This is a genomic window from Streptococcus sp. CF7_Ac1-12 (assembly GCF_024295905.1).
GTDB lineage: Bacteria > Bacillota > Bacilli > Lactobacillales > Streptococcaceae > Streptococcus > Streptococcus mitis_AP.
Window position 1 is genome coordinate 1 of sequence record NZ_JANCPG010000007.1, and the last position, 14,163, is coordinate 14,163.

General features: G+C 35.3%; 13 protein-coding genes. All 13 read right to left on the reverse strand.

Annotated elements, in window-relative coordinates; translation table 11 throughout:
* On the reverse strand, positions 1-1,954 hold a 1,954-nt coding region (ftsH, locus tag NMM17_RS04625), incomplete at its 3' end, for an ATP-dependent zinc metalloprotease FtsH (protein ID WP_254753932.1).
* Positions 1,955-1,969: 15 nt separating this feature from the next.
* The gene (hpt, locus tag NMM17_RS04630) at positions 1,970-2,512 is read right to left on the reverse strand and encodes a hypoxanthine phosphoribosyltransferase (protein ID WP_000892177.1); all 543 of its coding nucleotides are present in this window, start codon (positions 2,510-2,512) and stop codon (positions 1,970-1,972) included.
* A gap of 4 nt (positions 2,513-2,516) precedes the next feature.
* Positions 2,517-3,794, reverse strand: a complete 1,278-nt coding sequence (tilS, locus tag NMM17_RS04635) for a tRNA lysidine(34) synthetase TilS (RefSeq protein WP_254753933.1) — start codon at positions 3,792-3,794, stop codon at positions 2,517-2,519.
* Complete coding sequence (locus NMM17_RS04640; RefSeq protein WP_001224748.1) at positions 3,791-5,059, reverse strand: serine hydrolase; 1,269 nt, start codon at positions 5,057-5,059, stop codon at positions 3,791-3,793. Before NMM17_RS04640 ends, tilS begins: the two co-directional genes overlap by 4 nt.
* On the reverse strand, positions 5,052-5,174 hold the full coding sequence (locus tag NMM17_RS04645) for an SP_0009 family protein (protein ID WP_000429336.1): 123 nt from the start codon (positions 5,172-5,174) through the stop codon (positions 5,052-5,054). The genes NMM17_RS04640 and NMM17_RS04645 overlap by 8 nt, the downstream gene beginning before the upstream one ends.
* A gap of 4 nt (positions 5,175-5,178) precedes the next feature.
* Entirely contained in the window at positions 5,179-5,547 is a 369-nt protein-coding gene (locus NMM17_RS04650) for a septum formation initiator family protein (protein ID WP_000041905.1), read from the reverse strand.
* Positions 5,540-5,806: an RNA-binding S4 domain-containing protein gene (locus tag NMM17_RS04655; RefSeq protein ID WP_001234978.1), complete on the reverse strand. Its 267-nt coding sequence runs from the start codon at positions 5,804-5,806 to the stop codon at positions 5,540-5,542. Before NMM17_RS04655 ends, NMM17_RS04650 begins: the two co-directional genes overlap by 8 nt.
* A 57-nt stretch (positions 5,807-5,863) precedes the next feature.
* On the reverse strand, positions 5,864-9,367 hold the full coding sequence (mfd, locus tag NMM17_RS04660; RefSeq protein ID WP_000258075.1) for a transcription-repair coupling factor: 3,504 nt from the start codon (positions 9,365-9,367) through the stop codon (positions 5,864-5,866).
* Positions 9,368-9,937 carry an aminoacyl-tRNA hydrolase gene (gene pth, locus NMM17_RS04665; RefSeq protein ID WP_000163941.1) on the reverse strand — a complete coding sequence of 190 codons (570 nt, stop codon included), beginning with the start codon at positions 9,935-9,937 and terminating at the stop codon, positions 9,368-9,370.
* 71 nt (positions 9,938-10,008) lie between these two features.
* Entirely contained in the window at positions 10,009-11,124 is a 1,116-nt protein-coding gene (gene ychF / locus NMM17_RS04670) for a redox-regulated ATPase YchF (protein ID WP_001218719.1), read from the reverse strand.
* 84 nt (positions 11,125-11,208) lie between these two features.
* On the reverse strand, positions 11,209-11,403 hold the full coding sequence (locus NMM17_RS04675) for a DUF951 domain-containing protein (RefSeq protein ID WP_000285186.1): 195 nt from the start codon (positions 11,401-11,403) through the stop codon (positions 11,209-11,211).
* A gap of 64 nt (positions 11,404-11,467) precedes the next feature.
* A complete protein-coding gene (dnaN, locus tag NMM17_RS04680) occupies positions 11,468-12,604 on the reverse strand; it encodes a DNA polymerase III subunit beta (protein ID WP_000581170.1) in 1,137 nt (378 codons plus the stop codon).
* 158 nt (positions 12,605-12,762) lie between these two features.
* Positions 12,763-14,124 (reverse strand): chromosomal replication initiator protein DnaA, encoded by a 1,362-nt coding sequence (gene dnaA / locus NMM17_RS04685; protein ID WP_000660608.1) that lies wholly within the window; start codon positions 14,122-14,124, stop codon positions 12,763-12,765.
* Positions 14,125-14,163: the final 39 nt, after the last annotated feature.

Here is a 14,163-nt window from a genome sequence, read left to right on the forward strand (position 1 = left end):
TTTCGTCATTCATTTTTGACTTTACTTCATCATAAGATAATGCATGTGATTCCTCTTCTACTGTTTCAGGCATCTTTCCTGTTTCGTAAAGAGATTTAATTTGTGTACTATCCAATGTTTCGTATTTCAATAATGCTTCTGCAATCAACTTGTGAGTTTCACGATTTGACTGAATAATTTCCGCAGCTTTATTTCGTGCTTCATTCAATAGCGAACGAACCTCTTCGTCAATTTCATAAGCTGTTTGTTCTGAAATTGATTTTTGAGGACTCTGTGCACCAAACATAGCATGGTTTCCTTCATATTGTACTGGGCCAAGTTTTTCACTCATACCGTACTCTGTAACCATTGCACGCGCCATTTGTGTCGCCTGTTCAAAGTCGTTTGAAGCTCCTGTAGTTTGGACATTAAAGATGATTTCTTCAGCTACACGTCCCCCCATTAAGCCAGCCAATTGCTCTTTCATATCTTCTTTAGAAAGAAGCATTTGATCCTCTTTAGGAAGTGCAATCATGTATCCGCCTGCACGTCCGCGTGGTACGATAGTAACTTTATGAACAACACGGGCATTTGACAATACTAGACCAACAATGGTATGTCCTGCCTCATGATAGGCAACCAATTCACGTTCTTTTTGTGAAACTGTCTTATCTTTCTTAGAAGGTCCAGCAATAACTCTATCTTCTGCTTCATCAATATCTGAGGCATCAATGATTGATTTATTGCGACGAGCAGCAACTAAAGCTGCTTCATTCAAGACATTCTCTAAGTCAGCACCAACAAAACCTGGAGTTTGTTGAGCCACTAATTTCAAATCAACATCTTCTGCTAAAGGCTTATTCTTAGCATGAACTTTCAAGATTGCTTCGCGCCCCTTAACATCAGGACGACCAACCAATACTTTTCTATCAAAACGTCCTGGACGCAGAAGGGCTGGGTCAAGTACATCTGAACGGTTTGTCGCAGCAATGACAATAATCCCTTCATTTCCCTCAAAACCATCCATTTCAATCAAGAGTTGGTTCAAGGTTTGTTCACGTTCGTCATTACCTCCGCCGAGACCGACTCCACGTTGACGTCCAACAGCATCAATTTCATCGATAAAGATGATAGCTGGTGCTGCTTTTTTGGCATCTTCAAAAAGAGAACGGACACGACTAGCTCCAACTCCGACAAACATTTCTACAAAATCAGAACCTGAGATACTAAAGAATGGAACACCTGCTTCTCCGGCAACTGCTTTAGCAAGCAAAGTCTTACCTGTTCCCGGAGGTCCCTCTAGAAGGACACCTGCTGGAATACGGGCTCCAAGTTTTGTAAATCGTTTTGGATCTTTTAAGAATTCAACAACTTCAACTAGTTCTTGTTTTTCTTCTTCAGCTCCAGCAACATCTGAAAATCTTACTTTTATATCTTCTTTATTTGCAGCTTTAGCCTTACTACGTCCAAAACTCATTGGGTTACGGCTATTATTTCCTCCCATATTTCCCATCATAGAGAATAGGAAGAAGAAAAGAATACCGAATGGCACAATGGATACAAGAATATTAATCCACATACCACTTGAACTTTCATGCTTAACAGTTACTTCCGCTTTATGATCAGAAGCAAGTTTTTGCAATTCAGATACTGTCGTATCTGAAGGAAGAATGATGCTTGAAAATTTCTCTACTGTTGTAGCAGAAGGAGAAAAGAACTGAATTCCTGTTTCTTCTTTACTTGTTTTAGGATTTTTATAGACACCTGAAACTTCGATAACACTGCCATTTGGTTGGTAAGTCAATTCTTTTACATTGTCATCGGTAATTTCTTTTACCAATTCTGTATAATTAATTTGCTCACTTTTCCCTGTAACACTACCGGTACTAAAATACTGATAACCTGTAACTAGGAAAAAAATAAGTAATAACCATAGAAAAGGATTTTTAATTAAACCATTATTTTGTTTTTTCATTAAAAATTGTTCTTTCTAATTTGAATACACTTCTTCTTTCAATACTCCAACATAAGGAAGGTTACGATAATTTTCTTTGTAGTCTAAGCCATAACCTACTACAAACTCATTTGGGATAGTAAAGCAGGTATAGTCTGCCTCAATTTCTACAACACGTCCTTCTGGTTTATCCAACAAGGTTGCAATGTTAACAGAAGCAGCTTCTCTTTCAATAAACATATCTCGCAAATTTTTCAAAGTTTGACCTGTATCAATGATATCCTCTACAAATAGAACATGTCTTCCTTTGATATCTTGAGTCACATCTTGCTTGATATTGATGACACCACTACTTGCTGTTCCACCATGGTAGCTAGAAACCATCATGAAGTCCATTTCAATATGTGTGTCGATATGTTTAACCAATTCAGCCATAAAAGGAATAGATCCTTTTAAAATCCCAACTAAGATTGGATTTTTTCCTGCATAATCCTTAGTTAATTGAGCACCTAATTTTTTAGCAGCTTCTGTAATTTCATCGTGTGAAACGAGAATTTTTTTAATATCGTTTTCTAACATTTTTTTACCTATCTATTTTTTCTATATAAAGTACAGTGTTCATTATATCATTTTTCGTGTTTTTACTCAAATTACTGGTCGCAATTCCCAAAATTGAGACAATTTCACCAAATTGCTCAATAATCAGGGCAGATTTTCGCTTTTCCATAGGGATTTTCAAATCAATAAATAGACGTCTAAGTTTTTTTCTATGCCCATTTTGAATCAAAACATCTCCTGTTTTTCGATGACGAATATGTATTGATGTTTCCCGTGAAACAGGTATTTGTTGAATTGATTCACCTTCTAAAGGAAGTCCAAAGGAAAATAAATATCCCTGATAAGTTACCTGATTTTGATAGTGTAACACAAGTTCATCTTCCTTTTCATCAGCCTGCGGACTGATTTTACAAATCTGAAACTGTTGGTACTCTTTTATCAATTCATAGCCATTTTTAAGCAGATGACGATACTGGCTTTTAGTTTTTAAAATTTGCCGAACTTCAGCAAACTGCGCTTTTGTAAGATTCAAATCTGGAAAATGATTCAGATAAGTTTGAAGTAAAACTCTTTGTGTAGACTCAGAATAAGAAAATAACTGCTGTAAATTTTCCACATCAATATTGTGAGATAATTCAGTTATAGCTAAGTCATAATCTAAAATTTCATTGCCGATACTTAAGATTGCATCTCTAAATCGAGGATTTTCTTTTTCTAATTCTGGTAAGTAAGAGTTTCGAATACGGTTGCGCAAATAATGATTTTCCTGATTTGATATATCTTCAAAGTGAAAAATTGGTGGAAAGTCTTTTTTTTGAAAATGCAAGAAGGGACGAATGATTTCTATCTCTCCGACAACTTGCTTCTCCTTAATTCCTGATAGATAGCGCAAACGAGTGCCTCGAATCAAGCGCATCAAAATCGTTTCCACCTGGTCATCAGCATGGTGAGCAGTGACTAAGGCTGTCGCACCTGTCTTTTTCATGACTTTTTTAAAAAATTCATAACGAAAATCTCGAGCACGCGCTTCCGAAAATTCTCCTGAAAAATTGCTGATATAAATAGGAAGCTCTGCTTCAGTAGCCAACTTCCTTAATTCCTTTTCTTCCCAATCTGATTCTACTCGCTGCTTATGATTCACATGAGCTAGAATCAATTCAATTTCTAACTCTTTTTGATACGTAGATAATACCTTAAATAGAAACATAGAATCTAATCCACCAGAAAGAGCTAGCACCACCTTAGCATGTTTTTTGAAATATCCCTTATTAAGAAAATGATTTAAAAAATCTTGTTCTCTCATTTTAGAACCTCATAAACATCTTTGGCTATCTTAGAAATCGTATCATAATCAGAATTCTTTGTGAAAATAGAAAGAATAAATGGAGAATCTGCATAAACAACACCTGTATCATGCTTAAATTCATCCGCATCTCCAATTTTATGAGCTACTTTAACAGAAACACCTTTGGCAATTCGCTCATTATCAAAATCTGTTTTAGTTAAAGATTCCAATACAAATCCATTTTGATTATAAATGGCTTCCATAACCTTCCCAGCCATTTTAGAAGAAATCAATTTTTCATTTGAATCCCAATCATCTCCCATAATAGCAGACATCTTGGATTTGAATGTGGCATCAGATTGGTTTGAAATGTAATATCCCAATAGATTATGAGCTACATTATCAGATTCTTTTGATACTTTCGTAATTAAATCCTTTAGAGAGTATTCTTTATTATCCTCTTTTTTAGGAAGACTACCACTTCCCTCTGGTTTATAAGAACCTAGAAAATCATTGACTGCAGATACATATTTTACAGTCGTGTCTAACTGATAAAGACCCTCATTTATTTTTTCTTGCGTATAATAAAGATAAGGTAGTTTTAAAACACTAGCTGCATACATCTTTTCATCTTGATTGATACCAGCTTCTTTTCCAGTAGTCAGTTGCTTAACATAAATAGAGAATGATTCCTTCTGATATTTTTCAGATAACATTTCTTGGACTTTACTTATCCGATTATCTTCTTCAGAAGTTGATTCCTTATCTACCCATCCAGCTTGATCAATATGTAGAAATTCTCTTCCTTCTACAAACATGGTCTTGTCGATTGATACTTGCGAATAAGCTGATAAGGATGATTTCACTTCTTTTAAGTCATAAGGGCTATTATACAGTTTAAAATCAGATTCTAACCATACTTTTTTGATTGTAGGAGTTACCTCTGACTGATCATATAAAAATCGTTTGTCCGCAGCTATAAATTGGTGGTTGGATAACTTAAATACTGGAATTCCCTGTTTATTTAAGCGCCACTCGGTTATTTGGAAACTTGTTTTTGGAGTTAATTTTCCAGATTCCACTACTAAATCTTCATTCGCATAGATAGGAACTTCTCCATAAACCATAGGAGAACTTAATTTTTCTCTAAAATAAATACCAAAGTCAGATTGTGAAAGGTAATAAATTTCTTTCGAAGTATAGACGACTTCTTTTTCTGTGCTAACGACTTTTGAGATGGTCAAAAAACTCGGTAGCAACAAAATAATTAAGAATTTACGCATTCTTCCTTTCCTTTTCTTCTTGTAAACGCAATAATTGATTTTTTTCAGCCAACTCTTCCAGCTTTTCATCCGATAGACTCAAAAATTGCTCTATTACATCTAATAAATTTTCCATTTCATCACCTTGGAAGCAAGTCAGGAATCGTATAAACGGCTTCCCGATTCTTAGAATAATAATATTTTGCACGCATGTATTTAGCAGCGTAATCTTCATCTTTCAACTTTGTGGCAAAAGCTGTTTCCTTCTCCTTTTCCTCACTCAAGGTTTGATACTGAGTTTGTAAGTCTGATAACTGTTGACGTCTTTGGAGTAATTGGTGATAACTTTGAGCAAGATTATAAGTTGGTAAAATGAACAATAAAATCATCAAAATAAGAACCCAACCCATGAAACGATTCCGTTTTTGTCGTTCTTTCATCAGATAACGACGACGTTGGTGTTCATTTTGAATAAAAGAATTATTCAATTGTACGATATTTTTAGACATTTTCTTCTACCCGTGTTTCACTGATAATTTCATACATGCCTGCTGCATCTTCTTTTTTTGTACTATCTTTCATCTCCAGTACTTTTACAAGTAGCAACTTATTCCCAAAGCGAATTTCAACTTGATCATTAACTTTCAAGTCCGTTGAACTTTTGGCCAAGATTCCATTTACCTTGATTCTGCCTTTATCTGCTACTTCTTTTGCGACTGTACGACGCTTGATAATTCTTGATACTTTTAAATATTTGTCTAATCTCATTTTTATTACCTCAAATTATTATTGTACCATTTTTATCCATTTTATAGAAGAAAAATGTTAAAGGGAATTGCCTTCTTTTGACTCTTTTATCTCTAATAAACTTTCTCCAAAAATGAGCAGACCTTCTAAAATTTCATAGTCCTTCTTGTTTCGGACATCAAATACAACTTCCATTAATCCCTTATTCTCAGCTATGGCTGCTTTTAGGTTTGTTGCGGATAAAGCTTTGAAATAATCTTGAGCTAAAAACAGTCGTTGAGTGACTTTTTCAAATTGAACTGTAATCTTATTATCTTTTCTTTCCACACGTTGAACAAAGACCTTGTCCAAGTATGACTTGACTAAACCAATTTCTAAAAGATAGGCTACAACGTCTGGGTATTCTCCAAAGCGGTCCATCAACTCTTCCTGTAACTCTTCATAATTGACACGGTTGTCAATTTGACGAATTTTCTTGTAAATTTCGATCTTATGTCGTTGGTCAGATATATAAATATCAGGAAGATAGGCATCAATTTGCAAAATCAATTCGGCATTTCCTTTTATTCTTGTATTCCCATTACCATGTCGTTTAGCAATAGCTTCCTCTAGTAATTGAGAATACAATTCAAAACCAACAGAATCAATGAAACCAGACTGGGATTTGCCTAAGAGATTTCCTGCTCCACGAATCGAAAGATCTCGCATTGCAATCTTAAATCCGGAACCCAATTCTGTAAATCCTTTGATCGCTTCTAATCTCTTTTCAGAGACTTCACTGATTGATTTTTCTGGACGATACATGAGATAGGCATAAGCAATACGATTACTACGACCGACTCTTCCTCTTAATTGATACAAGGTTGACAAGCCCATATGATCTGCATTTTCAATAAACAAAGTATTGGCATTTGGAATGTCTACCCCTGTCTCAATAATGGTAGTTGTCACCAAAATATCATACTGACCTTCAATGAAATCCAGTAGAGTATTTTCTAACTGAATTTCACTCATTTGCCCATGAACATAACCAATCGAAGCCTCTGGAATTAACTCCTGTAATTCTGAAACCTTTTGGTCAATCGTGTCAACTTTGTTGTAAAGATAGTAAACTTGACCTCCACGCTCCATTTCACGCAAGACAGCATCACGAATGACACTATCATTCTTTTCCAAAACATAGGTCTGAACAGGATAGCGATTAGTCGGCGGAGTTTCTATAACAGACAAATCTCTGATTCCCAGCATAGACATATGGAGGGTACGAGGAATTGGCGTTGCTGTCAAGGTTAGGACATCCACTTGTTTTTTTAGTTCTTTCAATGTTTCCTTATGCTTGACACCAAATCGCTGTTCCTCATCAATAATCATCAAGCCCAAATCAGCAAACACAACATCTTTTGACAAAACACGATGGGTTCCAATCAAAATATCTACTTGACCCTTTTTCAATTTTTCAAGTGTCTCTGCCTGCTCTTTTTTACTTCTAAAGCGACTCAACACATCAATATTAACTGCAAAATTTTGGAATCGTTCCTTAAAATTCGTATAGTGCTGTTGCGCTAAAACCGTCGTCGGAACTAAAACGACAACCTGTTTGTAATCATTGACTGCCTTAAAGGCTGCACGCATAGCAACTTCAGTCTTTCCAAAACCAACATCCCCAACTAAAAGTCGATCCATTGGCTGAGAAGCCTGCATATCGCTCTTGATTTCCTCAATACTACGAAGTTGATCATCCGTTTCAACATAAGGGAAGGCATCATCAAAAGCATGTTGATCCTCATCATCAGCTGAGAAAGCAAAACCCTTCAACTGGCTGCGTTCAGAATAAAGTTTGATTAAATCGTCAGCTATATCCTCTACCTGGTTCTTAACTTTTTGCTTGGCCTTTTTGAAATGACCGTCATTTAATTTATTGAGTTTTGGTGCTTTACCATCACTTGAAACATATTTGGACAGTAACTGAATCTGCTCTACCGGGATGGAAATTTGGTCCCCATTTTGATACTGGACACTAACATAATCACGGTGAATCCCTTTGATTTCAATTGTTTCAATCCCTAGATATTGACCAATTCCATGGATATGGTGAACAACGTAATCTCCTTTTTCAAGTTCATTGTAATCTTTTAATCTCTCTGCGTTTGAAACATGTTGTCTTCGAAAACGACGTTTCAATTTCTTTTGAAAAATCTCATGTTCAGTAATCAATAAAATCTTTTCATCTACAAAATGAAAACCATGTCTGAGATTTCCCTCGATTAAGTTTACAGATTCTTTACAAATACTTGACTTATATCTGGAATCCAATTTAATCTGGTATTCCTCTAAAACATCCTCCAATGTTTTACTTCCCATTAAATTGCTAGACTGCAGAATAATAGTGTAATCCATTTTTTTGTATCGCTCAATTTCTTCTTTTAGAAAAGAAAATTGATTGAAAAATTCCTGCATAGGATATTGATTAAATTGATAAATCTGGTCAAACTTGAGATTTCCTAAACCCTTTTGTAGATTAGAGAAAAAGGTAACCGGACTCTGTTTTTTATAGATTTGCTCTGTATCTGCAAAATACTGCATCTCAGAAAATGCTTTACTGTTCTGTAATTCTTCTGTAAAGTATTGCGCTAATTCTCTTTCAAATACTTCATACTGATTCATTAATTTTTGATAATCATCAAAGAATATTGGGGTATCTTTTTCAATATAGTCAAAAACAGTCCATGTCTTGTCATAACACAAAGATAAAAATTTCCTTGAATCAGAATGAATTTGTTTTTGGTGAAAACTTGAAAAAATTTCTTCTAGGTATGATTTCAAAATAGGTGATAAGGTCTTCGAAATTTGTTTTTCTAAAGCTGACTGTCCTCGTTGATAATCCTTTTCTCTCAAAAGCATATCGCTAGCTGGAAAGATAATGAGTTCTGTCTGATTTTCTTTCGATAACTGTGTTTCGACTTCAAATGACCTAATACCATCGACTTCATCACCAAAAAACTCAATTCGATAAGGTTCTAACTGGGATATTTCAAAAATATCTAAAATATCTCCTCGCAGACTAAATTCTCCTTGAGTTTGTACTTGTGTAACTTTTCGATATCCTATCTCCTTTAACTGATGGATAAGCGCATGTTGGTCATATTCTTCACCAACTGAGATTGTTACAATACTATCTTTGAATACATTTGGAGACGGTAAAATCAATCGACTTGCTGCGATATTACAAACTAAAATCCCTTTCTTAGATGAATCAGTCAAAAAACGTAAGGCTTCAACCCGTGAAATGATTTTTTCTTGTGAAGACATCAAAAACTCGACCATAGGGGAGTCATCTACCAAAAATGGATAGACAAATTCCTCACCCAAGATAGAAATAAGATCACTAATAAGCCCTTCTGCTTCTCCATAAGTTGACGTCAATAACACAATCTTATCTTCTTTTTCTAGACTACTTGCAATTGCAAGAGCCTTAGTAGACGTTGATAAACCGAGTATTAGTTGTCTTTTCTTATCTGTTAAATTTTGATGCCATTTTTTGATTTGATCATTTTCTGAGAATAAATCTAATAAGGTCACCATTTATCCGTTATACCTCTGCATTGTTTTCTCAAAATTTTTCTCTTGTAAATAGTAATTTACAGAATCGTCAACTTTGTCAATAGACTGTAAAATACCAATATAATCATCATTGTCAAATTTATTCAAAACATGATGAACAACTGACATACCATTTTTAGGTCTTCCGATTCCAATCTTAACACGATTAAAGACCTGAGTACCTATATGTTGAATAATAGACTTGATACCATTATGACCACCTGCAGAGCCCTTTGCTCTTAAACGAATCTTTCCAACTTCCATGTCAAGATCGTCGTAAATGACGAGTAAATCTTCAATATCTAAACCATAGTAAGTCAATAAAGCATGAACTGCTTTTCCACTTTCATTCATAAAGGTCGTTGGTTTGACCAGATAAATTTTTTCTCCATTTAGGAAAAAGGATGCTAGATCAGCTTGAAATATCTTATCGTGTGTAAAAGTGACATTTTGTTTCTTCGCTAGTTGGTCAATCAACATAAAACCAACATTGTGTTTTGTTTCAAAATATTTATCCCCTGGATTGCCCAAGCCTACAAGTAATTTGGTCATTTATTTTTCCTTTCAAAAGCCAAAAGGGTTGGAATTTTTTTCCAACCTAATTGACACTATTCATTAATTTTTTAGACATTAAAACGGAATTCCATGATGTCGCCATCTTGAACGATATATTCTTTTCCTTCTTCACGCAAGCGGCCAGCTTCTTTTACGGCTTTTTCAGATCCGTATTTCACTAGATCCTCATATGACATGGTTACTGCACGAATAAAGCCTTTCTCAAAGTCTGAGTGGATAATCCCAGCTGCTTGAGGAGCCTTCATACCACGTTTGAAGGTCCAAGCGCGAACTTCTTTTTCACCAGCTGTGAAGTAAGTTCCCAGTCCAAGCAAGTGGTAAGCTGCACGAGTCAACTTGTCAACGCCTGATTCTGCCAATCCAAGTGCTTCAAGAAACTCTTGTTTGTCTTCATCGTCTAACTCAGAAATTTCTTCCTCAGCACGCGCAGAAATAATGACTACTTCAGCATTTTCTGTCGCTGCGAATTCACGAATTTGTTTAACATAGTCGATAGAGTCAGGTTCTGAAACCACATCCTCGTCCACATTGGCAACATAGAGCACTGGTTTAGTCGTCAAAAGGAAGAGACCTTTGACAACTTTTTGTTCTTCATCTGTAAATTCGATGGTGCGAGCTGATTTCCCATCTTCAAGGACTGGTTTAATCTTTTGAAGAACATTGAATTCTTCCACAGATTCTTTATCTTTTTGAGTGCGTGCCATCTTTTCTACACGCGCATAGCGTTTATTGACTGATTCTAAGTCAGCAAGAATCAATTCTAGGTTAATGGTGTCAATATCCGCAAGTGGATCCACAAAGGCATCTTCACGTCCTTGCTCGCGCATGACATTTTCATCATCAAAAGCACGAACTACGTGAACAATCGCATCTACTTCCCGGATATTGGCCAAGAATTTATTTCCTAGCCCTTCTCCTTTTGAAGCTCCTTTTACAATTCCTGCGATATCTGTAAATTCAAATGTTGTTGGAACTGTCTTTTTAGGAGTAATCATTTCCGTCAATTTTTGGAGGCGTTCATCAGGAACTTCTACCATTCCAACGTTTGGATCAATCGTCGCAAATGGGTAATTTGCTGCCTCTGCTCCTGCTTTTGTAATTGCATTAAATAGTGTTGATTTACCAACGTTTGGCAAACCAACGATACCTGCTGTTAAAGCCATATTTTCTCATTCTCCGTTTTCATTTCAATCCCTAATATTATAACACAAAAAGGGAAAACTTGCTAACCCTCTAACTAAGGCTTCTTAGTCAATAATTTTATTCATTTTTCGATCAAAATCATATCGTCCCATCATGACAACATGGTCGCAATTGCTACATTTAATTTTGATATCTGCCCCTACACGTGTAATTTCCCAACGATTAGCCTTTTTACCAGTCGACTTGATTGTGCAAGCATGTGGTTTTTTCATTTCAACAAAATTTCCAACTTGATACATACTACTCTCCTTTTCTTTTTCGATTATATCATAAAAGAGGCGAGCTAGGCTCAACCTCTTTCACTTAATTTGTACGAACTGGGGTGATAAGTTGCATGAAGTCCTCATCAGTATCTGCTGGCACAAGAGTAAATGGACGAACAGCTGAGATAAAACTAATGGTCACCTTTTCGCTATTTAAAGCCTTAAGAGAATCAATCAAGTAAGTTGGGTTGAAACTAATAGTCAAATCTTCACCAGTCACCTTATCAGTATCGATTTCTTCGTTTACTTTACCAACTTCTGGAGAGTGAACATGAGCACTAACAACCCCACCTTTAATTTCAAGTTTCACAGTACCATTTTGAGTCGCACTTGATAAAAGACGAGCACGTTCCATTGACTGACGTAAGTTTACAACATCAAAAGTAATTGTTGTGTTAAAGTCTATTGGAATCAAGCGATCTGTATCAGGATAGTTACCTTCTAACAAACGAGTATAGAAGCTAATATTTTCACTTCTAAAGAGGATTTGATTGTTGGCAAAGAAAATCTCTACAGTTTCAATATCATCTGTAAATACCGCTGAAAATTCTCGTAAAGAACGGCTAGGAATTACGACATCAAAATCATCACTATTTTTCTCAAGAGTTAATTTTTTCTGGCTTAGACGATGAGAGTCTGTCGCAACTGTTTTTAGCTCCTTGTGTTGACTCAATACAAAATGAACACCTGTTAAAATTGGACGACTCTCTTGTGTACTTGCAGCAAATGCTGTTTCATTGATAATTTTCTTGAGTAATTTTGTTTCAAGAACCAAAGGAGTACTAGCTGAAATTTCTTGGATTCGTGGATATTGCTCGCTATCTTTTCCTTTTAGGGTAATTTCTGATTTACCACTTGTTAAAACAATTTGATTTTGTTCAATTTCTTTAAAATCAAGAGTCACATCTGGAAGACTAGATACAACATTGATAAAGAAAGAAGCTTCAAGAAGGATCGAACCTAAAGAAGTAATTAACAAACCAGCATCTTCATTTTTTTGAGAAATAAAATTTTCAATTGAAATCTGACCATTTGAACCAATTAAAGTAACACCTTCATTGGTTACGTCAATTTTGACAGTTGATAAAATAGGAATAGCATTTTTAGAACTAATAGCTCTCTTAGTAGTATTTAAGGCTTGTAGAAATAAATTTTTATTAATTGAAAAATGAATCATGGATTCTCCTTTATTTATTTTTAGTATTAGAAGGATAATAGTAATAATAGAGTCTGTGAAATCTGTGGAAAACAGACTTAAAGTAAGTTATATCAAGTTTTTTGGCTTGTTTAAAAAATGTGGATAAAAAAGATAAAAAAGCGAAAGTTATCCACAAGTTATTTGATTTTCTTTTTGATTGATTCAATTTCTAAACGTAAATTATCGTCTTCATCAATCAAAGATTTAATTTTTGCATGGGCATGAATGACTGTTGTATGATCTTTTCCTCCAAATTCCTTCCCAATTTTTGGAAGACTATTATCTGTTAGTTCTCTAGATAAATACATGGCTACTTGACGGGCTAAAACAATATTTTGAAGGCGTCTGCTTCCCTTCATTTCTTTGACACTGATACCATAAAAGTTACCAACTTCATTTTGGATTTTATCAATTGGGATGACGAGCATTTGGTTAACATCTTGTTTACGTGCTCTAATAGCCTCTGCAGCGATATCGATAGTGATATCCTTAATCTTCTTCACTCGGGCAATTAAAGTGATGTCGTTGATTGCTCCTTCAAGTTCTCGGACGTTTGAATCAAATTGACCAGCTAGGTATTCTAGGGTATCACTTTGGAAATGGTAGTCTAAATGCTCTGTTTTACTTTGTAAAATGGCAATACGTGTCTCAAAGTCAGGTGGTGTGATGTTTTGCGTCAATCCCCAGCTAAAGCGCGTGACAAGTCTTTCCTCAAGTCCCTCTAGGTGTTTAGGACTACGATCACTAGTCAGAACAATTTGTTTTTGATTGCTATGGAGAACATTGAAAGTATTGAAAAATTCTTCCTGAGTTGCAACTTTTTTTCCACTCAGCGATTGGATATCATCAATTAACAAGAGATCAAGGCTACGGTAAGTTTTTTTGAACTTTTCCATTTCACCAAGTCTCAGGTGTTCAAGAAAGTCGTTGATAAAGCTTTCAGCAGGAATGTACTTAACACGCGCATCAGGAATATTTTTCAAAATCTCATTCCCAATTGCATTGAGTAAGTGAGTCTTCCCAAGTCCAGGTCCTCCATAGATAAAAAGAGGATTATAGGTCAATGCCAAATCTTCAGAGACAGCCAAAGCGGCTGATACTGCCCAAACATTTCCATCTCCTTGAATAAAATTATCAAAGGTATACTTTTCTTTTAATCCAGTATCCGAATAAGGAATAGATGCCAACTTTGGACTGTAGTCATAAAGAGTTGAATTTGGAGATTCTTCAACTTGTGAGACAGCCGTATCTTGAGGTTTGGTGAAAATATAGTGGGGAGTTATCTCAGCATCATAAATTTCAAATCCAGCAACTACAATAATATCTTTTAGTTGTTTTTCCCAAACCATTTCCATTTCAGATCGTGGTAAAAATATAGTGGCAACATTTTCCTCTACCTTGATGAGTTCAGCTTGAATAGCATAGAAATCATACATGGATCGAGTCAGTCTTTCTTGAGCAAATTCTAATATACGATTCCAAAATTGTTTTTCTTTCAATCCTCTCTCCTCCTTTACTATTTAAAAGTTTAATGCTAA